Raw genomic sequence first — 26109 nt, 5'->3', positions numbered from 1 at the left:
GCCGGACCTCACTCCAGGGGGGCCTCCACGAAGCCCTCGGTGGCCGCCGTGACGCGCGCGGCGGTGGCCCAGCGGTCGCTGCCGTCCAGCCGCACCACCGTGTCCGCGCCCAGCAGGGCGTCGATCTGGTCGACGACCTGCTCGGAGACGGCGCCCGCCCCGCCGACGACGTACACCAGGCCCGGGTCGCGCTCCCGAAGCTGGTCGGCGGTGGCGGCAGGGAGGGCGTCGGCGGCGGTCAGCAGGACCCCGGTGCCCAGCACGGAGGCCAGCGGGCCGGCGGCGAGGGCGTCGACGGCGTGCGCGTCCTCCCCGGACGCGACGACCGAGGCCCGGGTGGGCGCGGGCGGAGCCGGGGTGGCGGCGGAGGACGAGGTCGCGGCCGCGGCGGCCCCGGCGATCGCCAGCGCGGCGGCAGCGGCGGCCCCGGCGCGCCGCCGGTGCGTGGACGGCCCGCGGCCGGCGGTGCGGGTGCTGCCCGCACGGCGCCCGGCGGTGTGCTCGGTGTGCTCGGTGTGGGGCTCGGTGTGGTCTCGCACGGCGCGTCTCCTCGTCCTGACGGTGCGGGGCCGGTCCCCGCTCCTGCAGGGGGGACGCCGGGGCGGTGCGCCGCGTTGCACGCCGGGGCCCACGCGTGCGAGCGGGTCAGGGGTTCGAGCGGGTCAGGGGTTCGAGCGGGTCAGGGACCGGGGCGCTCGTGCGGTCGCGGGTCGCCCGCCCCGGCGGGCCCGTCCTCCCTGCGCCGGGCCGCGCGCCGCTCGCGGCGGTGCACGTGCGCGAGCCCGACCAGACCCAGCGCCAGGCCGGCGACGCACGAGCCGAGCCAGCGCCCCTCGCCGGTGTCGCGCACCTCGGGCACGGCGAGGGCGACGACGAGCAGCACGCCCCACACGGCGAGGCCCACCAGGACGGCGCGGCGGTCGTCGGTGCGCAGCGGGGGCGGCGCGGGCTTGGCCTTCGACGGCGGCAGGTACAGGCGCACACCCCCAGTGTGCCGGGCGGGCGCGTCTGCTGGGATGGGCCCGTGCCCGACCAGGAACCCGCGCAGAGCCCCGTCCAGCAGCCCGCCGTGGCGCTGACCGACCCGTCGCCGCGCCGGCGCACCGCGCTGGTGACCGGCGCCAGCAGCGGCATCGGCGCCGCGACGGTGCGGGCGCTGGCCGCGGCGGGCTTCGACACGGTCGCGGCCGCGCGCCGGGTGGAGCGCTGCGAGGAGCTGGCGCGCGAGGTGGGCGGGCGGGCCGTGGCCCTGGACGTCACCGACGACGCCTCGGTGGCGGCGCTCGTGGACGCGCTGCCGGAGGTGGACGTCGTGGTGCACTCCGCGGGGGGTGCGCTGGGCACCGACCGGGTCGAGGACGGCGACGTCGAGGGCTGGCGGCGCATGTACGACGTGAACGTCCTGGGGGTCCTGCGGGTGCACCGGGCGCTGCTGCCGGCGATGCGGCGCGGCGGCGACGCGCACGTGGTGGTCCTCGGCTCCATCGCCGGGTTCGAGACCTACCCCGGCGGCGGGGGCTACACGGCCGTCAAGCACGCCGTGAACGCGCTGTGCCGCACGATGCGCCAGGAGATGGTGGGCGAGCCGGTGCGGGTCACCGAGGTCGCGCCGGGCATGGTGGAGACGGAGTTCTCGCTGGTGCGCCTGGGCGACGCCGGGGCGGCCGCGAAGGTCTACGAGGGCCTGACGCCGCTGAGCGCGCAGGACGTCGCGGAGGTCGTCGCCTTCGCGGTCACGCGCCCGCCGCACGTGGACCTGGACCGGGTCGTGGTGCGGCCGGTGCAGCAGGCGGACGCGGCGCACGTGCACCGCCGCCCCTCCTGACGGCGGGGGCCGGAGCGCCCCGGCGGGTGCTCAGCCGGCGGTGTTCAGCCGGCGGTGTTCAGCCGGCGGTGTTCAGCCGGCGGTGTTCAGCCGGCGCGCCTCCACCGGGCGCCCGAACAGCCAGCCCTGGGCGCGGTCGCAGCCCATCTCGCGCAGCAGCGTCGCCTGCTCGCGGGTCTCCACGCCCTCGGCGGTGACGACCATGCCGTGCGCGTGGGCCAGGCCGATGAGCGCGCGCACGACGGCCGCGGCCCGCTCGGAGGTGCCCAGCGGCCGCACGAAGCTCATGTCGATCTTCAGGAAGCTCAGCGGGAAGCGGTCCAGGTAGGACAGCGAGGAGTACCCGGTCCCGAAGTCGTCGAGGCCGACGCGGGCGCCGACGCTGCGCAGCTCGCCGAGGCTGGCCCGGGTGGAGGTCGACAGGTCGATGAGGGTGCGCTCGGTGACCTCGGCGAGCAGGCTCGACCCGGCGGCGCCGCTGCTCTCGACGCTGTGCGCGAGGCGGTGCGCGAACGCGGGGTGCTCCAGGGTCTTGCCGGAGACGTTGAAGGAGACCTGCAGGCCGGCACCGGCGCTGCGCCACTCGCCCAGCTGGCGCAGCACCTCCCCCAGCACCCAGGTGTCGACGTCGACGATGAGGCCGGTGTCCTCGGCGGTGTCGACGAACCGCTTGGGCTCCAGCAGCCCCTCGACGGGGTCCTGCAGGCGCACGAGGGCCTCTGCGGCCACGAGGCGCTCGTCGCGCAGGTCGACGATCGGCTGCCAGACGACGCGCAGCCCGTCGGTGCGCAGGGCGCGGCGGACCTTGTGCTCGGCCTCGCGGCGCGCCTCGGCGTCCTCGCGCATGGCGGAGTCGAAGGCGGCCACGCGGTCGCGGCCGGCGTCCTTGGCCCGGTAGAGGGCCATGTCGGCGTTGCGGAACAGCTCGTCGCCGCTGCCCTCGTGACCGACGGCGACGCCGGCGCTGCAGGTGCACACGAACGGCTCGGGCAGCCCGGGCAGCAGGACCGGCACGCGCAGCCGCCGGATGATGTTGTGCGCCATGGCGGCCGCCGACTCGGGACGGTCCACGCCGGGGACCATGAGCACGAACTCGTCGCCACCCAGGCGGGCCAGGGTGGAGCCGGCGGGGGCGGCCTGCTGCAGGCGCGCGGCGATCTGCCGCAGCAGGGCGTCGCCGATCTGGTGACCGAGGGTGTCGTTGACGAGCTTGAAGCGGTCCAGGTCGAGCAGGACGAGGGCGACGGCGGAGGTGGGGGTGGCGGTGCGCAGCGCCTCCTCCAGCCGCACGTCGAGCACGGAGCGGTTGGCCAGGCCGGTCAGGGAGTCGCACTGCGCCAGGCGGACCAGTTCGCCGGTGGACCTGTCGCCGGGAGCCAGGTCGAGCACGAGACCCTGCACGATGCCGGGGCGGCCGGGGCGCAGCGGGACGCTGGTGCCCAGCAGGGTGCGCTCGGTGCCGTCGGCGGTGCGCACCCGGAACGGGTAGGGCACCGGCGAGCCGGTGCGGGCGGCGGGGTCGTCCACGCCCGTGAAGGGGCCGCGGTCGTCGGGGTGGACGCGCTCGCGCCAGGTGGCCAGGTCCGGGTCCGGGTCGGTGGGGGCCACGCCCAGCAGGTCGCGCAGCCGGTCGTCGAGGGTGACGCGGTCGGTGTCGGGGTCCCAGGACCAGGAGCCGAGGCCGGCCAGGCGCACGGCGCCGGCGAGCAGCTGCCGGGCGCCGGCGAGCTCGGCGGTGGCCAGCTGGGCCTCGCGGGCGGCGCGCGCGGCGCGCCAGGCGGTGCCGGCGGCGGCGGCCAGCAGCTCCAGGGGCGCGCCGTCCGCGCCGGGGGCGCCCCACACGGCCAGCCGGGGCGCGGTGGGGTCGCCGGGGACGAGCTCGACGACGGCGGCGGGCGCGCTGCGGGCGAGGTCGGCACCGGTGGTGCTCCGGCCCGGCTGCGGGGTCGCGCAGCCGCGGGTGGCGAGGACGTCCAGCTCGCGGTGGCGCGAGCGGGCGACCGGCGCCAGCAGCAGGACGCCGCAGAACCCGGCGCGCTGCACCTCGTCGGCCACCTCCTCGGCGAGGGCGGACGGGTCGGTGCAGTCGGTGAAGCGGCGCTGGGCGCGCAGCAGGGCGGCGGTGGCCTCGGCGCCGGTGGCCGTGACGTCGTCGCGGGGGGTGCCGGGGTCCGACGCCCGGGGGGGCCGGGCCGCGGTCCGGGGGGCGGTTTCGGCGGCGGAGCAGGCCGAGGCCGCCGGAGAACCAGTCACTCGTCCGCTCCCGTCCTCGAGCAGGCCGTCCCGCCCGGTGCTGTGAGACTACTCAACGTCATGGACTGTAACGCCCCGTAGAGGCAAGGGGGAACCGAACACCTGAACTCGATCGTTGCCGTTGGTAATTAGCGAGGCTAAGGAGTAGCCTGCCGGCGTGACCGGCGCCACCCCCACACCGTTCCCGGCGGGCGCAGCGCACGGTGACGCGGCCCCCGACGACCCGACGGGCGACCTCGCCGTCGAGCTGCGCATCGCCCTGCTCCGCACCGCACGCCGCCTGCGCTCGCAGAAGAGCGTCGACGACCTCACCGACGCCCAGTTCTCCGTCCTGGCCCACCTGCACGTCCACGGACCGCGCACCCCCGGCGAGCTCGCCGAGGCCGAGCACGTGCGCCCGCCGTCCATGACCCGCACCGTGGCCGCCCTCGAGGGCGCCGGCTGGGTCCAGCGCACCGGCCACCCCGACGACGGCCGCCAGGTCCTCGTCCTGCTCACGGCCGCCGGCGCCGCCGCCGTGGAGGAGACCCGCGCGCGCCGCTCCGCGTGGCTGCGCGAGCGCCTCGCCCGCCTCGACGACGACGAGCGCGCCACCCTGGCCGCCGCGGCCCGCCTGCTGCGCGCGGTGGTCCAGGAGTGAACCGGACCTTCCGCTCCCTGCGGCACCGCGACTACCGCCTGTGGGCCACCGGCGCGATCGTGTCCAACACCGGCACCTGGATGCAGCGGGTCGCTCAGGACTGGCTCGTCATCCAGGTGCTCACGAACGGCTCCGGCACCGCCGGCGGCATCACCACCGGCCTGCAGTTCGGTCCCATCCTGCTGCTGGCGCCGCTCGCCGGCTGGGTCGCCGACCGGTTCCCGCAGCGGCGCACGCTGATGGCCACCCAGGCGGCGATGATGCTGCTGGGCCTGGTGATGGCCGCCCTGGTCCTCACCGGCGCCGTGCGGCTGTGGCACGTGTACGTCCTGGCGACCCTGCTGGGCTGCGTCTCGGCGGTCGACGGCCCCGTGCGGCAGACGTTCGTCGGGCAGCTGGTGCCGCCGGAGGACCTGCCCAACGCCATCGGGCTGAACTCCGCGTCCTTCAACTCCGCGCGCCTGATCGGCCCCGGCCTGGCGGGGCTGCTCATCGCCGCCTTCGGCACCGGGCCGGTGTTCCTGATCAACGCGCTGTCGTTCCTCGGGCCGCTGACCACCCTGCACCTGATGCGCCCGGCCCAGCCGGTGCGCCGCGAGCGCCCCGCGAAGGGCTCCGGGGGCGTGCGCGAGGGACTGCGGTACGTGCGCGCCCGCCCGGACCTCATGGCGATCTTCGCCCTGGTGGGCGTCGTGGGCACCTTCGGGCTGAACTTCCAGCTCACCTCCGCGCTCATCACCAGCGTAAAGTTCGGCCGGGACGCCGCCGCGTTCGGCGTCGCCGGCACTGTGCTGGCCGTCGGCTCCCTGCTGGGCGCCCTGATCGCCGCGCGGCGCGAGCGGCCCCGCTGGCGCCTGGTGATCGGCGCGGCGGTCGCCTTCTCCGTGACCGCCTCGGTGTCCGCCGTGATGCCGAACTACTGGCTGTACCTGGTGGTGCTGCCGCTGCTGGGCCTGTCCTCGCTGACGCTGCTGACGGCGGCCAACGCGACGGTGCAGATGAGCACCGAGCCGCGACTGCGGGGGCGGGTCATGGCGCTGTACATGTCGCTCATGCAGGGCGGCACCGTGGTCGGTGGCCCGCTCGTGGGCTGGATCGGCACCCGCTTCGGAGCGGAGTGGTCGGTGCTCGCCGGTTCGATCCCCTCGGGGCTGACGGCCGTGGTGGTGGCGGTGTTCGTGCTGCGCCGGGCGCGGGTGCGCCTGGCGTACTCGTTCCGCACCACCCCGCACCTGCGCGTGGTGCCGGCGCGCTCCCCCGACGGCGACGAGCGCGACGTCGCCGCGGCCTGACGGTCCGGGGCACCCGCCGCCACGGCGGACAATGGTGCAGTGCCCACCACCGACCTCGCCTCCGCCCTGGCCGACGTCCGCGCGCTGCTGCTGGACGAGCAGCACCTCGTGCGGGCGGTCGCGGCGGGCCGCCGGCGCGGGGTGCAGCCGCCCGAGCACGAGCGGGTGGAGGTGCGCCCGGTCGCGCTGCGCTCGGGCCCGCACCTGCAGGTGCTCTTCCGCAGCGGCCCGGTGGTCAGCACCCGCAACGTGCCCGCCGCCGAGGCCGCAGCGGTGGTGGACGAGCTGCTGGCCCTGCCCCACGGCAACTGGCACGTGGAGACGGCCGGCGAGACGCTCCAGCTGCGGGTGACGAAGAAGGGCGACGCGCAGGTGCACCGCGCCGCGCGCGAGGGCACCGCCCCGGCCGGGCCGCAGGCGCACGACCGCGTCAAGCAGCGCCTGGTGGACCCCGACGACCCGGTGTTCCGGGTGCTGGGCGCCGGCGGGGACAAGCGCCGGCAGGTGGAGGCGTTCGTGCGCCAGCTCGCGCCGCTGGCCCCGGCCGTGCTGGAGCAGGCGGGCCCGGTGGTGCGGGCGGTGGACCTCGGCTGCGGCAACGCCTACCTGACGTTCGCGGCGCACCGCTGGCTGGCGCGGGAGGCGGGCGGGCGCGAGAAGGAGCTGCGCACCGTCGGCGTCGACGTGCGCGAGGACGTGCTGGAGAACGGCCGCGGGGCGGCGCGCGAGGCGGGCCTGGCGGGTCTGGGGTTCGCGCGCGGCAGCATCGCCGGGGCGGAGCCGTTCGAGGAGGGCGAGCGGCCGGACGTGGTGCTGGCGCTGCACGCGTGCGACACCGCGACCGACGAGGCGCTGGCGCGGGCGGTGCGCTGGGGCGCGCCGCTGGTGCTGGCGGCACCGTGCTGCCACCGGGACGTGCAGCGGCAGATCGTGGCCGCCGGGGAGCGCGGGCCGGTGGTGCGCCACGCGATCCTGCGCGAGCGGTTCGCCGACGTGCTGACCGACGCGCTGCGCGCGCTGGTGCTGCAGCTGCTGGGCTACCGGGTGGAGGTGGTGGAGTTCATCGACTCCGCCCACACGCCGCGCAACGCGATGCTGCGCGCGGTGCGGACGGGGTCCGCACCGCGCGCGGAGCACCTGGCGGAGTTCGACGGGCTGTGCCGCGAGTGGGGCGTGCAGCCCGCCCTGGCCGCCGAGCTGGCGGCGGAGCTGGACGCGGTGCGCTCAGCCCTCGCCGGCCGGCCGGCGGGCGACCGGGAGGCGGGCGACCGGGAGGCTCAGGCCGCGCTGTAGGTGAGGCACTTCGTCTCGCCGGAGTCGGCGGTGCCGACGTCGATGGCGGACGCGGTGCAGGTCAGCTCGGAGTTGTGCTTGCAGTCGCCCAGCTGGCAGGCGCCGACGTGGCCGTCCGGCGCGGTCTTGTGCTTGGTGGGCAGGCCCAGGAACGTGCCGCAGTGGTTCGCCCCGTGGTCACCGACGGTGATGGTGGGGGCGTGGCAGCTCACGTCCGCGTTGAAGGTGCACCCGCTGACGGAGCACTGGTGGATGGGGGTCAGGTCCAGCTTCACGGTCGCCATGCCTTCGACCATAACGGCGAAAAGCCCTCCCCGCCACGAAGGAACGCCTTTCCTGCGCCTTTCGGGGAATGCGTAGGTAAGGCATTCCTTCGCCGAGGGAATAGGAAGGTCAGGCTTTCCTGACCCGCTCGGCGACGAAATCCACGCACGCGGTCAGCGCCCGCACGTCCTCGGGCTCCACGGCCGGGAACAGCCCGATGCGCAACTGGTTGCGACCCAGGCTGCGGTAGGGGAAGACGTCGACGATCCCGTTGCGGCGCAGGACGTCCTGCACCTGGACGCTGTCGACGGAGGGGTCGAGGTCGATGGTGGCCACGACGTTGCTGCGGGCGGCGGGCTCGGCCACGAACGGGGTGGCCCACTCCCGCCCGGAGGCCCAGCCGTAGACGATCGCGGCCGATTCCGCGGTGCGCTGCGCGGCCCAGGCGAGCCCACCGTTCGCCAGCAGCCACTCCACCTGCTCGGCCAGCATCACCAGCGTCGCCACCGCGGGGGTGTTGTACGTCTGGTCCTTGCGGGAGTTCTCCACCGCGGTGCGCAGGTCCAGCGACGGCGGCACCCACCGCCCACCGGCGGCCAGCTCCTCGGCGCGCTCCAGGGCGGCCGGTGACAGCAGCGCGATCCACAGCCCGCCGTCGGAGCCGAACGACTTCTGCGGGGCGAAGTAGTAGGCGTCCGCCTGCGAGACGTCCACGGCCAGGCCCCCGGCGCCGGAGGTGGCGTCCACCAGCACCAGCGGTCCGCCGTCGGCCGGGGCGCGGCCGGACGGGCGCCGCACGGGGGCCACGACGCCGGTGGAGGTCTCGTTGTGCGGCCAGGCCACGACGTCGACGCCGTCGGCGACCTCCCCCAGCGGCGGCAGCGTGCCCGGCTCGCCGCGCACGACGACCGGCTCGGCGAGGAAGGGCGCCCCGGCGGTGACGGCGGCGAACTTGGCGGAGAACTCCCCCAGCACCAGGTGCTGGGCGCGCTCGCGCACCAGGCAGGAGGCGGCGACGTCCCAGAAGGTGGTGCTTCCGCCGTTGCCGAGGACGACCTCGTACCCCGGCGGCAGGGAGAACAGCCGGGCCAGCCCTTCGCGCACGCGCCGCACGAGGGACTTCACCGGCGCCTGCCGGTGGGAGGTGCCCAGCACGTCCCGTCCGGCGCGCAGCAGCGCCTCGACCTGCTCGGGGCGGACCTTGCTGGGACCGGACCCGAAGCGCCCGTCGGCGGGCAGCAGCTCGGTGGGGATGCGGATGTCGGGCGCGTCGCTCACGGGACGATCCTCCCGCACCGGCGAGGTCCGCCCGCCCGGGAGGTGGGTCCGGGAGGTGCGAGGCGCCGGCCCGGTGCAGGGTGGGGGCGTGGACGACCCCTTCGACCTGCAGCGCTTCGTCGACGCCCAGGAGGGCACCTACGAGCGCGCCCTGGCCGAGATCGGCGCCGGGCGCAAGACCTCGCACTGGATGTGGTGGGTGTTCCCGCAGGTCGCCGGGCTCGGCCGGAGCGCCACCTCGCAGCGGTACGCGGTCTCCGGACTGCCGGAGGCGCAGGTCTACCTGGCCCACCCGGTGCTGGGCCAGCGGCTGCGCGAGTGCGCGCGCGTGCTGCTGGACCTGCCCGGCGACGACCCGGTGGCGGTCTTCGGGGAGACGGACGCGGCGAAGCTGCGCTCCTGCATGACGCTGTTCGCGGCCACCGACCCGGAGGAGCCGACGTTCGACGCGGTGCTGGAGCGGTTCTTCGGCGGCGAGCGGGACGGGCTGACGCAGGACCGGCTCGGCTGACGCTGGACCACCCTCCCCGCCGCACGTGGCGTCCCCCCGAAGGGGACCCATTCCAGCAACGCTGAGTAGCAATGGAGCTACTCAGCGTGGGAAACCTCTGGTCGAGCACTTCGGGTTCCGTCTTCCCCTCCCCACGGTGCGGTTGCGCGTGGTAGCAAGGCGTAGCCACCTCACGGAAGACCCACAGACAGGCTCCCCGATGAGACACCACAGCGACGTGCGCCGCCGTCCACCGGCAGGGAACCGCGACGATCGCGCACGCCCGCCCAGCACCGCAGCACCGGCCACCTGAACCCCGCACGAGAGCTCCTGCGGGCTGCACCGCACCTCCACCCGCACCACGCCGCACGGACACCGCCCGGCTGCGCGGGCACGTCGACCCCGGGACCGTCGAGGGGGGCCGTCGCCGAGCGGCGGTTCCACCCGAAGAGAAACGGAAACCCTCGCAATGACCTCTGACCAGGGAAGCTCGATCCGCAGGCTCGTGGTGGCCCCGCACTGCGACGACGAAGTGCTCGGGTGCGGGGGGCTGCTCGCCAAGTACGCCCCCGAGTGCGGCGTCGTGGTGCTCGCCCGCCCCGACCCGCTGCGCCACAAGGAGTTCGAGGAGGCACGGGAATGCCTCGGGTACTCCCGGTCCTGGCTCCTGAACCTCACCGACGGAGCCGTGGGCGCCGACATGACGGTTCTCGTCGGGATGATCGACCACGTCATCGACACCTGCCGGCCCGAGGAGATCTACCTGCCGTTCCCCTCCCTGCACCAGGACCACGTGGCCGCCTACGAGGCGGGCATGAGGGCATCGCGCATGGCGATGGGGACACGCCACTGGTTCACACCGACGGTGATGGTCTACGACGTGGCCGCCTACGACCTGACGCTGTACCCGTCGAACCTGCGCTGGAACCACTTCGAGTCGCTGACGGAGGACCAGGTGGACCGCAAGGCCGAGGCGTTCGCCTGCTACCAGTCGCAGGTGGCCTCCGGACCGCACGCGTGCAACGAACTGAAGGCCACCGCGCGCTCCCTCGGGAGCCAGCGCCAGACCGCGTTCGCCGAGCAGTACGCCCTGGTGCGGACCATCCGGTGACCGACACCCGGGTCTGACGCAGGCGAGGGGGCGCGGGGGCACCCCGTCCTCGCCGGACGACCCGCCACGGCAGCGCGACCGTCGCGCTGCGCGTACCGGCGCGCACCAGCGCGCGCTCCACAGTGACACCCACGGGGGAACAGTGATCGTCGCAAGCCACCAGGCAGACCTCCTGCCCTACTCCGGTTTCTGGTACAAGATGGCCAAGGCCGACTTGTTCGACCTGAAGATCTTCGACCAGTTCGTCGACCGCGGCTACCAGCGCCGCGTGAAGATGCGCGGCACCTGGGCATCGCTGCCCGTGACGGGCAAGCACAAGTACGCACCCATCTGCGAGGTGCGCATCGACCCCGTGGAGTCCCCGAGGGCTCTGGCCCAGGTGATCCGCGGCCGCTACTGCGGGTCGAGGAACTGGGACAAGTACGGCCCCATGCTCGTGGACAGCATCCTCTCCATCCACACGGACCGGCTCTGGCACTTCAACACGGAACTCATCCTCCTGGTGCGGGACGTCCTCGGCATCCGCACGCCGCTGTCGGTCAGCGTGGCGACGGAAGGGGGCGGCAGCGTGGGCCTGGTGAGCGTCCTGAAGACCTACGGCGAGCCCACGTACCTGTCGGGGACCGGCGCGCGCGCCTACATGGGTGACTGCCGCGAGTTCGACGAGGCCGGGATCCCCGTGATCTGGTCCCCGCACGAACCCGTGACGGGAGACTCGATCCTGTCCGTCCTCATGGACTACGACGACCCGATGGAGATCGTCCTCGCCGAGCGCGAGGTGACGCCGGCGGAGATCGTCCTGCCCGGGTCCGAGGGGGCACCGGGAGAAGTCGTCCTCCCCGAGCGCGAAGGAGCGACGGCGTGAGCCGCGTCGTGGTGGTGGGCCTGGGCTACGTGGGGTTGCCGCTGGCCGTGCGGGCGGCGCAGGCCGGCCACCGGGTCTTCGGCCTCGACCTGGACCCCGCGAAGATCGAGGCGCTGCAGGCCGGGCGCACGTACGTGGAGGACGTCTCCAGCCAGGAGCTGCAGGACGTGCTGGCGGACGGCGCGTTCCACGTCTCGGCGAACCCGGCACCGGACATGCTGCACTTCGACGTGGGGATCATCGTGGTCCCCACTCCCCTGCGCGACGGCGAACCGGACCTCTCCTGCGTCGAAGCGGCGGGGCGCACGCTGGGGCGGTTCCTCCGCCGGGGCAGCACCGTCGTCCTGGAGAGCACGACGTACCCGGGGACGACGGAGGGCCTGCTGGCGGAGGTGCTGGAGGAGGAGAGCGGGCTGAAAGCCGGCCACGACTTCCACCTCGGTTTCTCCCCCGAGCGCATCGACCCGGGGAACAAGGTGAACACGCTGGTGAACACGCCCAAGCTCGTGTCCGCCACCACCCCGACGGGGCTGGCCGCCGTCCAGGCGTTCTACGACACCGTCGTGGAGCGGACCGTCCCGGTGAGCAACCCCCGGACGGCCGAGATCACCAAGCTCTTCGAGAACATCCAGGCCAACACGAACATCGCCCTCGTCAACGAGATGGCCGAGCTCTGCAGGCTGCTCGGCATCGACGTCTGGGAGGTTGTGGAGGCCTCGATGACGAAGGGGCACTCCATGGCCCGCTGGACCCCCGGTCCCGGCGTGGGCGGGCACTGCCTGCCCATCGACCCCATCTACCTGGCGTGGCTCGCCCGCGAGGAGCTCGGCCGGCCGTTCCGGTTCGCGGAACTGGCGCAGCAGGTCAACGAGGAGCGACCCGTCCTGGTGGCGGAACGCGCCGCGGAACTGGTCGAGAACGCCGGCGGCAGGAGCGTCCTGGTGCTGGGCACCGCGTACAAGCCGAACGTCGGCGACGTCCGCGAGAGCCCCGCCGTCGAGGTGGTCCGCCAGATGCAGGCCCGCGCGCTCGACGTGACGGTGGTGGACCCCCACGTCGACCGCTGGACGCTGAGCCCGGTGCTCTCCCTGGAGGAGATGATCCCCTCGCTGCCGAGCTTCGACCTCGTGGTGCTCGTCACGGACCACGACGACTTCGACTACGAGAAGATCGCCTCGGAGGCCCGCCTGGTGCTCGACTGCCGGCACGCCGTCCCGGCGTCGAGCAACGTCGTCCGGCTGTGAGGCTCCGCGACCGCGCGACCGTCCTCACCATCGCGCTCGCGGCAGCCGTCGTGGGCCCGCCCGCCGCGGCCCACGGCGCCCCGGCGGGCGGACCGGGCCGCGAACCGCTGACGCTCCCCGCCGGGGGCACGGTGGTGTCCCTGACGTTCGACGACGGGCTGAAGAGCCAGGAGGTCGCCGCCCAGGTGCTCGCCGACAGGGGGATGGCGGGGACCTTCTACGTCAACTCCTCGTCCATCGGCTACCCGGCCAACCTCACGGTGGAGCAGTTGCGGGGCCTGGCCGCCGCGGGGCACGAGATCGGCGGCCACGGTCTCGACCACGAGTCCCTCCCCGAGGTGCCCCTCGCGACCGCCAGGACGCAGGTCTGCGACGACCGGGCGACCCTCGCCGCGCTCGGCTTCGACCCGCGCAGCTTCGCGTACCCCTACGGCGCCACGAGCCCCGAGGTGCGGCGCGTGGTGCAGGAGTGCGGCTACAGCAGCGCCCGGGCCTCGTCCGGCCTCTACGCCTCACCGACGGAGTGCGACTCCTGCCCGCCCGCCGAGGACCCGGCGGCCACGGACAGCTGGCGGATCCGCACCAGCGGGACGGACGTGGCACCGGAACTGCTGCGCGAGCGGGTCCTGCAGGCGGAGCGCTCGGGCGGCGGCTGGGTACCCCTGGTCTTCCACCACGTCTGCACCTGCCCGGAGGAGGGCAGCGCGGCGATCTCCCCGCACGACTTCGCGGCGTTCGTGGAGTGGCTGGCGGCCAGGGGGCCCGCCACGCGCGTCGCGACGGTGTCCGAGGTCGCCGGGGGTTCGCCGCGGCCCGTGGTCGGCACACCGCTGGAACGGCTCGTCCCGGCGGCCGACGACGCGCGGAACCGCACGGTGGCGTTCACGGTGGCCGGGATCGGGATCAGCCAGTCGAACGTGATCGCGTCGGGGCTGCTGGTGGCCGTCGCCGCGATGGTCGCGTACCGCTACGGGACGAGGAGCAAGCGCTATGCGCGCCGCACGGGGTAAGCACGTCCGCACCCGCACCGCAGGCCCGGGCAGACCACCGGGGGCCTCTCCCCGCCGGTCCGGTGACCCGGCCGCCAGGCACACCGCTCGCGACGTCGTGCGGAGCAGCCGTGTGCCCGGCGCCCGGGACGTCGGCAGGAGCCGGCCGCTGCGGGGTCGCCGCCGGGCGCTCGCCCTCCTCGCCCCCGCGCTGTTCCTGGGGTACGTGCTGTGGAGCTACTTCGGCTGGGCGTCGACGGACGTGGCCTTCCTCATCACCTTCTTCGGGGTCAACGCGGTCCTGGTGACCTGCTTCCTGGTGTCCGGGACGTTCTGGCGCTCCTTCTCGCACCTGAACCCCGCGCACGGCAGGGTCCTGTGCATCGTCCCCGTGTACAACGAGGAGGACCACCTCGTGCACGCCGCCGTGCGCGCCCTGCTGCGGCAGACGATCCTGCCGGACGAGATCCACGTGGTCGACGACGGGTCGGTCGTCCCCGTGGGGACCTTCGACGACCCGCTCGTGCGCTGGCACCGGATCGCCAACTCCGGCAAGCGCCACGCGCAGGCGCACGTGCTGCGGATGTTCTCCGCCCGCGAGTTCGACTTCGTGCTGACGGTGGACTCGGACTCCGTACTCGACGACGACGCGCTGGAACGCATGCTGGAGGCGATGAGCGACGACCGGGTGCAGGCGTGCACCGGGATGATCCTCATGCGGAACTGGAACGTGAACCTCCTGACCCGGCTCACCGACATCAACGTGGTCACCAGCTGCCTCCTCTTCCGCATGGTCCGCTCGTGGCTCGGGATCGTGTCGCCGACGAGCGGGGCCCTGGCCCTGTACCGCTCCGCGGTGATCTACGACAACCTGGAGGACTACGTCACCTCGGGCACGGCGGGCGACGACAGGCGCCTGTCGTTCTACGCGCTGCTGCGCGGCCAGGTCGTGGGCGTCAGCGAGGCGGTCGTGGCGACGCAGCTGCCGACCACCTGGGACGGGGCCTTCCGGCAGCGCATGCGGTGGTCGAAGTCGGCGTGGCTCGGCACGGGCTTCGTGTGGACGAACCTGCGCTGGCTCGTGGTGGTCTTCTACACGTTCCCGCTGGTCTTCGCCCTGCTGTGGCCCCTCGCGGTCGCCGTGCTGATCACGCTCTCCGTCCGCTACGGCAGTCTCGCGCTGGGGTACGGGATCCTCTACTGGGTGGTGTGCGCGATCACGCAGACGGCCGTCTACGCCGTCTACCGGCCCGGCTTCACCCTCGCCGAGCGCCTGCAGCAGTGGGCGCTCTCCCCCGTCTACCCCGTCTTCGGGCTGGTGATCCTCCGGCCGGCCGCCTACGCCGCGCTCACCAAGCTCCGCTCCACGAGCTGGCACACCCGCGAGGTGATCCTGCCCGCCGCGGAGGCCGTCCCGGCCGCCGTGGCCGCCCCGGCCACGGGCACCCCGGCCCCGTGATCCCGCCGGACGGGGGCCGCGCAGGGCCCTGACCGATCGCACCGGGCGATCACCGGCAGTCCGGCGTGACGCCCGCGACACCGCTCAAGGTGGGGTACGGGCGCCCCGACACGTAGTCCATGACTACTTCGGGCCATGTTTCCTCGACTTCCTCCAGCGTGTCGCGCCGCGGCTTCCTGACCTTCCTGGGGCTCGGTGCGGCGGCGACCGCGTCGCTGACCTGCACGCCCTCCGCGAACGCAGCCACCGTGACCTTCCGCGACGTCATCACGAACATCCCCGGTCTGAAGCACTACTACCCGCTGGACCGCGCCAGCCAGGCGCGCGACGTGGTCGGCGGGACCCACGGCACCGCGCACGGGAACGTCGCCTTCGACACCCACGCGCGCTTCGACGGCAAGAGCTACATCGAGATCCCCGACCACAGCGACTTCTCCGTGGTCACCAGGGGCGCCCTGACGATCGTCGCCTTCAACACGATCGACGACTGGAGGGGCGCCGGCGCCTCCGAGTACGTGCACTGGATGGGCAAGGGGGCGGCGGGCTCGCACGAGTGGGTCTTCCGCCACTACGTCAAGGGCGGCACCGGTGAGGCGAGCAGCCGCCAGTACCGGACCAGCTTCTACCACTTCAACACCTCCGGCGGCCTCGGCGCCGGCTCCTACTTCCAGGACGCGGACGCCGCCGGCACCGAGCGCATGGTCACCGGCATGGCCGACATGAGCACCATCTCCATGTGGAAGAACGGCCAGCAGCGCGACTCCGACCCGATGTCCGGGTACAGCATCAAGCCGGGCAACGGCGGTGCACCGGTGCGCCTGGGCACCCGCGACATGTCCACCGGTTTCCTGGTGGGCCGCCTGCGGCGCGTGGCGTTCTTCGACCGGAAGCTGACGCAGGCCGAGCTGAAGAGGATCTACGACGCGCGCAACCTGCCGGAGTCCGGTTCCACCTCGGTGGCTCCCGTCGCCCCGGTGGCGCCCGTAGGTCCGGCGACCTCGTCGACGAGCGGTGCCCGGGTCGTCCGCTCCGGCACCGGCTCCACGTTCCCGCTGAAGGGCTTCAACGTCTCGCGGACGGCTGACGCGCTGGTGGCGTACACGAAGGCGGGCTCCAGCACGGGGACCAACCAGTACGGGACCGAGGTCGTCGTCCGCAGCGGCCGCGTGGTGAGCGTCTCGAGGAGCAAGCCGGGGATCCGGGTGCCGTCGGGTTCGATCGTGCTCAGCGGTCACGGCGAGGCCCGCCGGTGGCTGGAGGCGAACGCGAAGGTCGGCGCCACCCTGGCCGTCCCGAAGCAGTAGTTCCCCGCCGCCCGGGGGACCACGCCCGCGGTACGGTGGGGCGTGCGTGGTCTCCGGGCGGTCCTGGTCGCCGGGGCCGCTGCGCTCCTGGTGGCCGGCGGCGCGGTGGCGTGGGCTCCCGACAGCGGCGTCCGGGAGATCCACCCCACTCGTCCCGGCGGCATGCACTGGGAGTCCGCGTGGGACGAGCCGCGCAGCTTCGGCAGCGAGGACCCGCAGGACCCCTGGTTCGCCACGGACGGCTCGGGGTCCTACGCGGCCTCCGGTGGTGAGCTCGCCGTCAGCGGCAGGGCCCCCCGCATGTACGTGCGCGACCCGTCCCTGCAGGAGCAGTGGCGGGACGTGGAGATCACCACGTACTTCATGCGCCGTTCGGACGAGGGGGTCCCCTACGCGGGCATGACCGCGGTCGCCCGCTCGAACCACGGGGTGACCGGTCCCGTGGAGGAGGACCTCTGCGACAGCCGGGGCTACGGGGCTCGCATGCGCTACGACGGGCTGGTGGACTTCGAGAAGGAGACGGCCCACCCCGCCAACGAAGCGGCGGCCAGCGAGGTCCTGTGGCCCGACGGCATGCCCACGGACGTCTGGTTCGGCTACAAGTTCGTCGTGCACGACCTCCCGGACGGGAACGTCAAGCTGGAGCTGTGGCTCGACACGTCCGGCGGGGAGGACGGGGGCGACTGGCGCCTGGTGAACGAACTGGTGGACGACGGTGAGGTCTTCGGCGACGAGGCCTGCGCGGAGGGCATCGACCCTGCGATGCCCCTGACCGCTTCACCGGACCGGCCCGGCTCGGAGTCGGGCAAGCCCAACCTGAGCGTGTACTTCCGCAGCGACGGGGTGCACGAGGGGGGCCTGGTCTACCGGGACGCCAGCGTGCGGGAGATCGTGGCGCCCACCGGCGGGTGAGCCGCCGGGGCGGCGGCGCACCCGCCGCCCCGGGTCCAGCGGATCAGCCGCAGAACGCCTCGGCCAGCAGTTCCGCCTGACCGCGGAACTCCCCCGGGTCCGGGGCGGTGGTGAGGGAGACCACGAGGCGCCGCCCGGTGTCCTCCGTGCTCAGCGCGGTGCTGAGGTAGCCGGGGATGCCGCCGTCGTGGCCGTACACGGTCGTGACGGTGTCACCGCACGCCAGCGGTGCCACGGTGAGACCCAGCCCGTACGCCGGGGAGACCTCCGTGGTCCGCTTCATCTCCGCCAGCAGCTCCGGGGGCAGCAGCCGGCCGTCCAGCAGCGCGTCGAGGAACCGGTCCAGGTCGGCCGTGGTGGACACCAGCTCCCCCGCGGCCCCGGCGACCGAGGGGTTCAGGCGGGTGACGTTGACGACCTGCCCGCCGATGCGCGCGTACCCGTGGGCGTGCGGCGGGGGCAGGGCCACCCGGTCGCCGGGCAGGGACGTCCGGCGCAGGCCGAGGGGGTCGAGGACGCGCCGTTCGACGGCGCGGGCGTACGGCTCGCCGGTGACCTCCTCGACGAGCAGGCCCAGCACCAGGTACCCCGTGTTGGAGTAGCTCCAGCTCGTGCCGGGTTCGAAGTCCAGCGGGCGGTCGGTCGCGAGGGCGATGAGGTCCCGGGCCTCGTGGTGCTGGTAGCGCACCTGCTCGTAGGCGGCGGGCGTGGGCACCGCCTGCGGGTCCGTGGGGATCAGCTCGGTGTAGTTCGCCAGGCCGCTGGTGTGCTGCAGCAGCATCCGCACGGTGATCCGGTCCCCGTCGGGCAGCAGACCGGGGAGGTACCGGGACACGGGTTCGTCGAGCCCGACGCCCCCCTCGGCGACGAGCTGGAGCACCACCGTGGCGACGAACGTCTTGGTGATGCTGCCGGCGCGGAACCGGCCGTTCCGCGGCACGGGCGTGCTGCGCTCGTGGTGGGCGCTGCCGCTGGTCAGGACTGCCCGGTGGCGGCCGTCGGTGATCCGGGCCTGCGCGCCCTGCGCGCCGGTGGCGGCCAGCTCGTCCAGCGCCCGCTGGGCGACCGCGCGGTCGACGCCGCGGTCGACGACGCGGGCGTGAGCCGTGACCGGCGGGGCCGCGGCCGCGCTGAGCGCGGGAGCGGTGAGCAGCGCCGCGCACGTCAGCACCGCGGCGGCGCGACGGCGGTGGCTGGTGCGGGCGGTGCGGGACGGGGTCTGGGTCATCGTCGTGCCCTCCTGTGGACCGGCTGAGGGCACGAACCTCCCGCGCACGGCCCGCGCACGGCTACCGCCGGAGGTCGTTCGCGGGCCGGCGGGCGGTCACCCGAAGGTCGCGGGCCGTGCGCGACGTCCGGGTCCCGGCGGGGCGGCGGCGGGTGCGCGCACCGCTCAGACGGACTCCTCGAACCGCTTGCGCACCAGGCGCAGCACGTCGTCGGGGTCCTGTGCCCACCAGTGGGAGGAGAGGATCTCCACCTCGACGGGCCCGTCGAAGCCGGTGGCGGCGACCTGGGCGGACAAGCGGGGCAGGTCCATCAACCCGTCGCCCATCATCCCGCGGTCCAGCAGCAGGTCGGAGGTCCGGGGCAGCCAGTCGGAGACGTGGTAGCCGAGGACCTTGCCGGTGGCCCGCGCCAGCTGCTGCTCCAGGGCCGGGTCCCACCACACGTGGTAGGCGTCGACGACCACACCGAGGTGGCCGGGGTGCGCCGGTTCCAGCTCCTCGACGAGGTCGAGGGCCTGGGCGAGGGAGACGACCACGGAGCGGGCGCTGATCATCATGGGGTGCAGCGGTTCGATGCCGAGCGTGACGCCGGCGGCGGCGGCGTGCGGCAGCAGGGCGGCGATGCCGTCGCGCACGCGGGCGCGGGCGGCGGGCAGGTCCCCGTCCACCAGCGGACCGCAGACGAGGACGAGGGCGTCCGCGCCGAGCTCGGCCGCCTCCTCCACGGCGCGGCGGTTGTCGTCGAGGACGGCGCCCGGGTCAGCGGACGGGTCGGTGAACATGCCGCCGCGGCACACCGAGCTGACGTGCAGACCGGCGTCGCGCACCAGCTTCGCGGCGCGCGGCAGGCCCGCGTCGGCGATCTTGTCGCGCCAGAGGGCGATGGCGCCGATCTCGTGCCGCTCGCACCCGGCGACGGCCTGCTCCAGGGACCAGGAGTTGACGGTGATCTGGTTGAGGCTGAGGCGCCGGGGGTCCACGGGCTCGCTCCTTCGCGGGCTGGAATACGCTTTCCCGGCAGCGTGCCACACCCCCGACCACCGGTCAACGCCCCCTCGACGACGAACGCCCCGGCCCGCCGCGCGCAGGGCGCGGCGGACCGGGGCGCGGCGGTCGCCGGACGGGTCAGCCGCCGTGCTCGCCGGAGCGCTGCTCGCCACCCGCGTCGTCGCCGGTGCCCTCGTCGGCCTCCTCGGCCTCCTGCGCGAACCCGGTGTCGTTGCCGTAGCCGGGCTCGGTGGGCGCCTCGGCCGCCTCGGCGCTGCCGGGTTCCTGGCTGGGCTGGGTGCTCATGGTGTTCCTCTCCTCGGGGGTCGGGTCCTCGGGGCGGGGCTCAGGGGCGGAAGACCGCCCGCAGGCAACCGTCCTGCTTCTCCTTGAACATCTCGTACCCGCGCACGGCGTCCTCCAGCGGCATCTCGTGCGTGGCGAGGAAACCGGTGTCGAGCTCGCCGTCGGCGATGTGCTGCAGCAGCTTCGGCACGTACCGCTGACCGTGCTGCTGCGCCGAGCGGATCGTCAGGCCCTTGTTCAGGACGACCCCCGTGGGGAACTTGTCGGTGAGGCCGTAGACGCCGAGCACCGACACGACACCGCCCTTGCGGCAGGCCAGGATCGCCTCACGCAGGGGCGTGGCCCGGTCGGTCTCCATCCGCAGGGCCTGCTTGGCCCGGTCGTACACCTCCTGCACGCCGGTGCCGTGCCCCTCCATGCCGACGGCCTCGACGACCGCGTCCGGGCCGCGCCCTCCGGTGGACTCGCGCAGCGCCTCCTGGACGCTGTCGGTGTCGGAGTAGTCGATCGTCTCCGCGCCCAGGTGCGTGCGCGCCAGCTCGAGCCGCTCGTCCAGGCGGTCCACCACGATCACGCGCTCGGCACCCATGAGCTTCGCCCCGGCGGCCGCCATCAGCCCGACGGCGCCGGCACCGAACACCGCGACCGTGTCACCGGGGGTGATGTCGCAGAAGTCCGCACCCATGAATCCCGTCGGGGCGGCGTCCGAGGTGAAGAGGGCCTGCGCGTCCGAGATCCCCTCGGGGACCGGGAAGCAGTTCACGTCGGCGAACGGGACCCGGATGAACTCCGCGTGCGACCCCGCGTAGCCGCCGAAGGGGTGGGTGTACCCGTAGATGCCGCCGCTGGGGAAACCCAGCACCGGCTGCTGCAGCGGCGCGTTCGGGTTGGTCGTGTCGCACAGCGACCACATGTCGTTGCGGCAGTAGAAGCACTCGCCGCACCCGATGAACGAGGGCACCACGACGCGGTCGCCCACGCGGACGTTCCGCACCTCGGGGCCGGCCTCCACCACGACACCCATGAACTCGTGGCCGAACACGTCGCCGCGACGCATCCCGGGCAGGTACCCGTCGATGAAGTGCAGGTCCGAACCGCACGTGACGGTGAGCGTCACGTCCAGGACCACGTCGTGCGGGTTGACGATCGAGGGGTCGCGGACGGTCTCGACCGCCAGGTCGTTGACGCCGTTCCACACCAGCGCGCGCATCAGCGCTCCTCCTCCCGGGCCGAGGGGTTGGGTCGCAGGGTGGGGATCTCCCCCGTGAGCAGCAGGGCGCGCAGCCGGTACAGCAGCGTGAACGGCACCGCGCCCACGCCGGCGCTGAACTCGGGCGCCACCTCGCAGGTCACCTCGGTGCCCAGGTCGCGGGGGGCGGGACGCGTGCCCACCCGCAGCAGGACCGCCCCACCGGAGCCCTCGGGCCCGGTGCGCCCGCCCTCGGTGTCGTCCTCGGCGTCGCGCGCCTGCCCCTGCCCGGCACCCGGGCCCGGGCGGCGGAACTCCACGCCCGCGGTGGTGCTGACGGGTTCCGCCTCGACGGTGGCTCCCTGCCCCGCGGTGAGGGTGAAGGTCCACCGCTCGCCGTCGGCCTCGGCGCGACCGAGGTCGCCGAGCAGCCGGGAGACCACCAGCGGGTCGCGCCAGGCGGCCAGCACGTCCTCGGCGGACCGGGAGATCGTCAGGGTCTGCCGGGCCGCACCCGCGCCGCCCCGGTTCCCGGGCAGCACCCGGGAGGCGGCCCCCACGGCGGAGGAGACGACCTCCCGCGCCTTCTGCGTCACGTCCACGTTCCGCTCCGTCCTGCCCGCCGTGCGGCGGGCGCCTGTTGCGGTCGTTGCTGCACCGGCCGTCACGCTACGGCGACCACCCCCGGGCGGCACCTCGGCACCCTCTCCCTCCCCGGTGATCATGCGAGTTGCGACTTCCTTGATCACCGGGGGGGGTGGGGCGGGGCCGGCCCTAGGGTGGGCGGGGTGGAGGACCCCGCGCAGCGGCGCGTCGACTACGGCGCGCGCTCGTTCGAGCCGGACGACCTGGCCGGGCACCCGCTGGCGCAGTTCCAGCGGTGGTACTCCGAGGCCGTCGAGGCCGCGGTCCCCGAGCCGAACGCCGTGACGCTGGCCACCGCCGGACCGGACGGTCCCTCCGCCCGCACCGTGCTGCTCAAGGGCGTCGACGGGCGCGGCTTCGTCTTCTACACCAACCAGCGCTCCCGCAAGGCGCTGGCGATCGCCCACGACCCGCGCGTGGCCCTGCTGTTCACCTGGCACGGGCCCCACCGGCAGGTCGCCGTGCGCGGGAGGGCGGAGGCCGTCCCGCGCACCGAGACGGAGGCGTACTTCGCCTCGCGCCCCCACGGCTCACGCATCGGGGCGTGGGCCAGCGAGCAGTCCCGGCCGATCGCCTCCTCCGCCGAGCTGCGCGCGCGCGAGGAGGAGCTGCGCCGGCGCTTCCCCGACACCGGCTCGCCGGACGACGTGCCGGCGCCGCCGCACTGGGGCGGCTACCTCGTGCGGGCGCACGAGGTGGAGTTCTGGCAGGGCCGCACCTCGCGCCTGCACGACCGCCTCGTCCTGCTCAGCCGCGACGGCGCCCCCGCGGCCCTGGACGACCCGGCGGCCTGGCGCCTCGAGCGCCGCCAGCCCTGAGGCGGCCCCCGCGCTCCCGGGTACCGCCCGTCACCGGGCCCCGCCGCGCCGCTCACCGGGGTGCACCGGCGAGCCGAGGGGGCGGTCGGGGTCGCCGCGCGGTAGGCAGGGGTCGTGCACCAACCCGATGTGAGGACGCGCCTGCCGCGGGGGCGGTCGACGTCGCCGCTGCGCGCCATCGCCCGCCGCCTGGGCATCGCGCTGGCCCTCGTGCTCGTGGCGTGGGGCATGGTGGTGTTCGAGCGCGGCGACTACTCCGACAGCCTCGACGGCGAGGTCTCCGTCCTCGACGCGCTCTACTACACGACCGTCACGCTGACGACGACCGGCTACGGCGACATCGTCCCGGTCACGACGAGCGCCCGGCTGCTGAACACCTTCGTGGTGACGCCGATGCGGATCCTCTTCGTCATCGTGCTCGTCGGCACCACCATCCAGGCGCTCACCGAGCGCTCCCGCACCGAGATCCGCCTCGCCCGCTGGAGGTCCCGCATGCGTGAGCACGTCATCGTCCTCGGCTACGGCACGAAGGGCCGCAGCGCGGTGCGGCAGCTGTGCATGCACGGCCACCCGAAGGGCCGGGTGGTGGTGGTCGACAGCGACCCCCGGGCGACCGCGGACGCCGCCCAGGAGGGGTACGTCTCCGTCACCGGCGACGCCACCCGCTCGGCCACCTTCCGCGCCGCGCTCATCGACCGGGCGGCGCGGGTCGTGGTGGCCCTGGACCGCGACGACGCCGCGATCCTCGCCACCCTGGCGGTGCGCCGCCTGAACCCGCGCGTGACGGTGGTGGCCGCCGCCCGCGAGGCCGAGCACGCCGAGCTGCTGCGCGAGAGCGGGGCGAGCTCGGTGGTGGTCTCCTCCGAGACGGCCGGGCGCCTGCTCGGCATGGCCACCGACAGCCCCGCCGCGGTGGACGTGGTGGAGGACCTGGTCTCCTTCGGCACCGGCCTGGACCTGGCCGAGCGGGAGGTGCACGCCGGCGAGGTGGGCCGCTCCCCGGAGTCCTTCGACGTGCCGGTGCTGGCCGTCGTGCGCGACGGGCGCCCGTACCGGTACGGCGACCCGGACGTGGCGACGCTGCGGGCCGGGGACCGGCTGCTGTACGTCGTGGCGGGGTGAGACGTCGTAGCGGGGTGAGACGTCGTGGCGGGGTGAGCCCCGTGCCCCGCCCGGCGCTCAGAGGACGGCGCGCACCCCAGCGAGGAACTCGGTCAGCGCGGCGGGCTGCACGTGCACCGTGGTGCGCGTGAGCAGGCCGTCCACGTCCAGCACGACGGTGACGTCCGGCACGTGCACGCCGTTCAGCATGAGTTCCAGGGCGACCACCTCGGGGAGGGGGTCGCCGGGGGCGATGGCGAGGGCCTGGTGGCGCTGACCCTCGTCGAGGGACGCCCACCACTGCTCGAGGGCTGCGGTCGGGTTCACGTGCTGCTCATCGCGGCAGGGGCCCGCGGTGAAACGCGGTGTCCCCCGACCGGCCCAACGGGACGGGGGCGGGCGGGCGGCGGGGCGGGGCCTCGAGGTGCGTCCGGGCGCCGCGTCCGGTTGGATCAGCGGGATGTCTGCACAGCACCGGGACGCCACCACCCACGACGAGGTCGAGCTGAAGTACGCGGTCGACGAGGACTTCGTGCTGCCCGAGCTGGACGGTCTCGACGCCGAGGCCCGCACGGCACGGCTGGAGGCCCTCTACTTCGACACCCCCGGGCAGCGCCTGGCGGCGGCCCGCGTCACGCTGCGCCGGCGCACCGGTGGTGACGACGCCGGCTGGCACCTGAAGCTGCCGGTGGCGGGTGCGCGCCGCGAGGTCCGCTTGCCCCTGGGGCGCGCCACCCGCAAGGTGCCCGCCCAGCTGGCCGGCACGGTGCGGGCGCTCACCCGCGGTGAGCCGCTGGTGCCGGTGGCGCAGCTGACCACCGAGCGCACGGTGCGGCACGTCGTGGACGACGGCGGGCGGGTGATGGCGGAGGTCGCCGACGACCGCGTCCAGGCGCGCCGCCTGCTCGCCGAGGGCCCGGCCGCGGAGCCGGACACCTGGCGCGAGCTGGAGGTGGAGCTGGTCGAGGGCGGTGCGGGCCTGCTGCGGTCCCTGGACGCGCAGCTGCGCGCGCACGGCCTGAGCGAGGCCCCGCACGGCTCGAAGCTGGCCCGCGCCCTGGGCACCGGTGCGGAGGCGCCGGCTCCGGCGGCGCTGAAGCGCAGTTCGCCGGCCGGTGAGGTGGTGCGCGCGCACCTGGCCGCGCAGGTGCACCAGATCACCTCGAACGACCCGCTGGTGCGCCTGGACGTGCCCGACAGCGTCCACAAGGCGCGCGTGGCCACGCGCCGGCTGCGCAGCGCGCTGAAGACGTACCGGCCGCTGTTCGCCGAGGGGGTGCCCGAGCGGCTGCGCGAGGAGCTGTCCTGGCTGGCCGACGAGCTGGGCGGCGCCCGCGACGCGGAGGTCATGCGCGACCGCCTGGTGGCCGCCGTGGGCGAGCTGGAGCCCGTGGAGGGCGAGGACCCGGCCGCGGCCGCGACAGCGCTGCGCGAGGTGATGGAGGCCGACTACCGGGCCGCGCACGAGGAGCTGCTGCGCGCGCTGGACGGCGAGCGGTACGCGGCGCTGCTGAAGCAGCTGGACGAGCTGGTCGAGGCGCCCCTGGACGACGGGCCCTGGTCGCCGGTGGCGCTGGAGCGGGCGAAGGACGTGCTGCCGGCGATGGTGCGCGCCACCGACCGCAAGCTGCGCAAGCGCGTGCGCAGCGCGTACGCCGCCGACGCCGACCCGTCGGTGCCCGCCGCCGACGCCGACGAGCTGTTCCACGACGCCCGCAAGCGCGCCAAGGAGGCCCGCTACGCCGGGGAGTCGCTGGTGCCGCTGTGGGGCGAGGAGGCCAAGGCGTACGCGAAGGCGGTGGAGGGCCTGCAGGAGGTGCTGGGCGAGCACCAGGACTCCGTCGTGGTGCGCGAGGTGCTGCACCGCCTCGCCGGCCGCGACCCGCAGGCGCTGGCGTTCACCTGCGGGCGGTTGTTCGCCGCCGAGGTCGGGCACGCCGCCGCCAGCCGTGAGGCCGTGGACGCCGCCTGGGAGGCCGCGTCCTCGCGCAAGCTGCGGCGCTGGCTGCGCTGACGGCCGGGGTGCGGGCGGGCGGCCGGGGCGCTAGGCAGGGGGCGTGGACGCCAAGGACCTCCTCCTCGACGGCTTCGGCCGCATCCCGCCCGCCGTGCACGCCGTCCTCGGCGGCTGCGACCACACGGCCCTGACGGCCCGGCTGGACCGGGGCGCGAACACGATCGCCTGGCTGCTGTGGCACCTGGCGCGCGTGCAGGACGACCACGTCAGCGAGGTCGCCGGCCACGAGCAGGTGTGGACCGCGGACGGGTGGGCGCGGCGCTTCGACCTGCCCTTCGGCGACGAGGAGACCGGCTACGGCTTCAGCGCCGAGCAGGTCGGGCGGGTGCGGGCGAGCGCCGAGCTGCTCGGCGGGTACGTCGACGCGGTGCACGAGCGCACCGAGCGCTACCTGCGCACCCTCACGGACGCGGACCTCGACCGCGTGGTCGACGACTCCCACGACCCGCCGGTGACGCTGGGGGTCCGCCTGGTGAGCGTGCTGGACGACGACCTGGAGCACGCGGCGCAGGCGGCGTTCGTGGCCGGGGTGCTCGGCCGCCGCTGACCCCGGCGGGGGCGGTGCGCGGGCGGGTGACCGGCGTGTCCGTCGCGGCGG

General features: G+C 74.6%; 27 protein-coding genes. 16 read left to right on the top strand and 11 right to left on the bottom strand.

Annotated elements, in window-relative coordinates; genetic code table 11:
- Positions 1–8 precede the first annotated feature (8 nt).
- Positions 9–539 carry a cell wall-binding repeat-containing protein gene (locus tag MN205_RS15915; RefSeq protein WP_242129026.1) on the bottom strand — a complete coding sequence of 177 codons (531 nt, stop codon included), beginning with the start codon at positions 537–539 and terminating at the stop codon, positions 9–11.
- A 140-nt stretch (positions 540–679) separates the two neighbouring features.
- Entirely contained in the window at positions 680–982 is a 303-nt protein-coding gene (locus MN205_RS15910; RefSeq protein WP_242129024.1) for a DUF2530 domain-containing protein, read from the bottom strand.
- 93 nt (positions 983–1075) lie between these two features.
- Here MN205_RS15910 and MN205_RS15905 point away from each other — a divergent pair, with 93 nt between their 5' ends.
- The gene (locus MN205_RS15905; protein WP_255820323.1) at positions 1076–1825 is read left to right on the top strand and encodes an SDR family NAD(P)-dependent oxidoreductase; all 750 of its coding nucleotides are present in this window, start codon (positions 1076–1078) and stop codon (positions 1823–1825) included.
- A 72-nt stretch (positions 1826–1897) separates the two neighbouring features.
- Here the strand turns inward: MN205_RS15905 and MN205_RS15900 are convergent, their stop codons facing one another.
- A complete protein-coding gene (locus tag MN205_RS15900) occupies positions 1898–4078 on the bottom strand; it encodes a bifunctional diguanylate cyclase/phosphodiesterase (protein ID WP_242129019.1) in 2181 nt (726 codons plus the stop codon).
- A gap of 157 nt (positions 4079–4235) precedes the next feature.
- On the opposite strand from MN205_RS15900, the gene MN205_RS15895 reads away from it, so the two are divergent.
- From MN205_RS15895 to MN205_RS15885, 3 genes are read left to right on the top strand one after another with little or no spacing between them, the layout of a single operon-like run.
- Complete coding sequence (locus tag MN205_RS15895; protein WP_242129017.1) at positions 4236–4718, top strand: MarR family winged helix-turn-helix transcriptional regulator; 483 nt, start codon at positions 4236–4238, stop codon at positions 4716–4718.
- Positions 4715–6010 (top strand): MFS transporter, encoded by a 1296-nt coding sequence (locus MN205_RS15890; RefSeq protein WP_242129015.1) that lies wholly within the window; start codon positions 4715–4717, stop codon positions 6008–6010. The genes MN205_RS15895 and MN205_RS15890 overlap by 4 nt, the downstream gene beginning before the upstream one ends.
- 39 nt (positions 6011–6049) lie before the next feature.
- Positions 6050–7303, top strand: coding sequence for an SAM-dependent methyltransferase (locus MN205_RS15885; RefSeq protein ID WP_242129013.1), 1254 nt, complete (start codon positions 6050–6052; stop codon positions 7301–7303).
- Here the strand turns inward: MN205_RS15885 and MN205_RS15880 are convergent.
- Together MN205_RS15880 and serC are read right to left on the bottom strand one after the other, a co-directional pair.
- Positions 7288–7587 (bottom strand): DUF1540 domain-containing protein, encoded by a 300-nt coding sequence (locus tag MN205_RS15880; protein WP_242129011.1) that lies wholly within the window; start codon positions 7585–7587, stop codon positions 7288–7290. The genes MN205_RS15885 and MN205_RS15880 overlap by 16 nt on opposite strands.
- A gap of 109 nt (positions 7588–7696) precedes the next feature.
- Positions 7697–8845, bottom strand: a complete 1149-nt coding sequence (gene serC / locus MN205_RS15875; RefSeq protein WP_242129009.1) for a phosphoserine transaminase — start codon at positions 8843–8845, stop codon at positions 7697–7699.
- Between the two features lie 88 nt (positions 8846–8933).
- Between serC and MN205_RS15870 the strand changes: the two genes are divergently transcribed.
- From MN205_RS15870 to MN205_RS15835, 8 genes are all read left to right on the top strand, one after another.
- Positions 8934–9356 (top strand): DUF1810 domain-containing protein, encoded by a 423-nt coding sequence (locus MN205_RS15870; protein ID WP_242129007.1) that lies wholly within the window; start codon positions 8934–8936, stop codon positions 9354–9356.
- A 448-nt stretch (positions 9357–9804) separates the two neighbouring features.
- Positions 9805–10446 carry a PIG-L deacetylase family protein gene (locus MN205_RS15865; RefSeq protein ID WP_242129004.1) on the top strand — a complete coding sequence of 214 codons (642 nt, stop codon included), beginning with the start codon at positions 9805–9807 and terminating at the stop codon, positions 10444–10446.
- A 142-nt stretch (positions 10447–10588) separates the two neighbouring features.
- Positions 10589–11311 (top strand): WbqC family protein, encoded by a 723-nt coding sequence (locus MN205_RS15860; protein ID WP_242129002.1) that lies wholly within the window; start codon positions 10589–10591, stop codon positions 11309–11311.
- Positions 11308–12555 (top strand): nucleotide sugar dehydrogenase, encoded by a 1248-nt coding sequence (locus MN205_RS15855; protein WP_242129000.1) that lies wholly within the window; start codon positions 11308–11310, stop codon positions 12553–12555. The genes MN205_RS15860 and MN205_RS15855 overlap by 4 nt, the downstream gene beginning before the upstream one ends.
- Positions 12552–13565 (top strand): polysaccharide deacetylase family protein, encoded by a 1014-nt coding sequence (locus MN205_RS15850; RefSeq protein ID WP_242128998.1) that lies wholly within the window; start codon positions 12552–12554, stop codon positions 13563–13565. Before MN205_RS15855 ends, MN205_RS15850 begins: the two co-directional genes overlap by 4 nt.
- A 112-nt stretch (positions 13566–13677) precedes the next feature.
- Entirely contained in the window at positions 13678–15003 is a 1326-nt protein-coding gene (locus MN205_RS15845; RefSeq protein WP_242128996.1) for a glycosyltransferase, read from the top strand.
- Between the two features lie 158 nt (positions 15004–15161).
- Entirely contained in the window at positions 15162–16307 is a 1146-nt protein-coding gene (locus MN205_RS15840; RefSeq protein ID WP_242128994.1) for a LamG domain-containing protein, read from the top strand.
- A 42-nt stretch (positions 16308–16349) separates the two neighbouring features.
- Positions 16350–17219, top strand: a complete 870-nt coding sequence (locus MN205_RS15835; protein WP_242128993.1) for a hypothetical protein — start codon at positions 16350–16352, stop codon at positions 17217–17219.
- Between the two features lie 43 nt (positions 17220–17262).
- Here MN205_RS15835 and MN205_RS15830 read toward each other — a convergent pair whose 3' ends face one another.
- From MN205_RS15830 to MN205_RS15810, 5 genes are all read right to left on the bottom strand, one after another.
- Positions 17263–18447, bottom strand: coding sequence for a serine hydrolase (locus tag MN205_RS15830; RefSeq protein ID WP_242128992.1), 1185 nt, complete (start codon positions 18445–18447; stop codon positions 17263–17265).
- Positions 18448–18612: 165 nt separating this feature from the next.
- On the bottom strand, positions 18613–19428 hold the full coding sequence (locus MN205_RS15825; protein WP_242128990.1) for a sugar phosphate isomerase/epimerase: 816 nt from the start codon (positions 19426–19428) through the stop codon (positions 18613–18615).
- A 145-nt stretch (positions 19429–19573) separates the two neighbouring features.
- On the bottom strand, positions 19574–19741 hold the full coding sequence (locus MN205_RS15820; protein WP_242128988.1) for a hypothetical protein: 168 nt from the start codon (positions 19739–19741) through the stop codon (positions 19574–19576).
- A gap of 40 nt (positions 19742–19781) precedes the next feature.
- A complete protein-coding gene (locus tag MN205_RS15815) occupies positions 19782–20951 on the bottom strand; it encodes a zinc-dependent alcohol dehydrogenase (protein ID WP_242128986.1) in 1170 nt (389 codons plus the stop codon).
- The gene (locus MN205_RS15810) at positions 20951–21532 is read right to left on the bottom strand and encodes a hypothetical protein (protein WP_242128984.1); all 582 of its coding nucleotides are present in this window, start codon (positions 21530–21532) and stop codon (positions 20951–20953) included. The genes MN205_RS15815 and MN205_RS15810 overlap by 1 nt, the downstream gene beginning before the upstream one ends.
- A gap of 186 nt (positions 21533–21718) precedes the next feature.
- Here MN205_RS15810 and pdxH point away from each other — a divergent pair, with 186 nt between their 5' ends.
- Positions 21719–22393: a pyridoxamine 5'-phosphate oxidase gene (pdxH, locus tag MN205_RS15805; protein WP_242128982.1), complete on the top strand. Its 675-nt coding sequence runs from the start codon at positions 21719–21721 to the stop codon at positions 22391–22393.
- Positions 22394–22522: 129 nt separating this feature from the next.
- A complete protein-coding gene (locus tag MN205_RS15800) occupies positions 22523–23515 on the top strand; it encodes a TrkA family potassium uptake protein (RefSeq protein WP_242128980.1) in 993 nt (330 codons plus the stop codon).
- A gap of 57 nt (positions 23516–23572) precedes the next feature.
- Here the strand turns inward: MN205_RS15800 and MN205_RS15795 are convergent, their stop codons facing one another.
- Positions 23573–23821, bottom strand: a complete 249-nt coding sequence (locus MN205_RS15795; RefSeq protein WP_242128978.1) for a hypothetical protein — start codon at positions 23819–23821, stop codon at positions 23573–23575.
- A 133-nt stretch (positions 23822–23954) separates the two neighbouring features.
- Between MN205_RS15795 and MN205_RS15790 the strand changes: the two genes are divergently transcribed.
- Entirely contained in the window at positions 23955–25508 is a 1554-nt protein-coding gene (locus MN205_RS15790; RefSeq protein WP_242128976.1) for a CYTH and CHAD domain-containing protein, read from the top strand.
- A gap of 43 nt (positions 25509–25551) precedes the next feature.
- Positions 25552–26058 carry a DinB family protein gene (locus tag MN205_RS15785; protein ID WP_242128974.1) on the top strand — a complete coding sequence of 169 codons (507 nt, stop codon included), beginning with the start codon at positions 25552–25554 and terminating at the stop codon, positions 26056–26058.
- Positions 26059–26109: the final 51 nt, after the last annotated feature.

The organism is Kineococcus sp. TRM81007 (assembly GCF_022669155.1).
Classification (GTDB): Bacteria; Actinomycetota; Actinomycetes; order Actinomycetales; family Kineococcaceae; genus Kineococcus.
The sequence above is the reverse complement of the archived record's forward strand: the minus strand, read 5'-3'. Positions and strand labels throughout refer to the sequence as shown.

Excerpts from the sequence above, each read along its gene's own strand:
- MN205_RS15830 (WP_242128992.1), bottom strand. The coding sequence starts at position 18,447 with ATGACCCAGACCCCGTCCCGCACCGCCCGCACCAGCCACCGCCGTCGC.
- MN205_RS15790 (WP_242128976.1), top strand. The coding sequence starts at position 23,955 with ATGTCTGCACAGCACCGGGACGCCACCACCCACGACGAGGTCGAGCTG.
- MN205_RS15815 (WP_242128986.1), bottom strand. The coding sequence starts at position 20,951 with ATGCGCGCGCTGGTGTGGAACGGCGTCAACGACCTGGCGGTCGAGACC.
- MN205_RS15820 (WP_242128988.1), bottom strand. The coding sequence starts at position 19,741 with ATGAGCACCCAGCCCAGCCAGGAACCCGGCAGCGCCGAGGCGGCCGAG.
- MN205_RS15865 (WP_242129004.1), top strand. The coding sequence starts at position 9,805 with ATGACCTCTGACCAGGGAAGCTCGATCCGCAGGCTCGTGGTGGCCCCG.
- MN205_RS15880 (WP_242129011.1), bottom strand. The coding sequence starts at position 7,587 with ATGGCGACCGTGAAGCTGGACCTGACCCCCATCCACCAGTGCTCCGTC.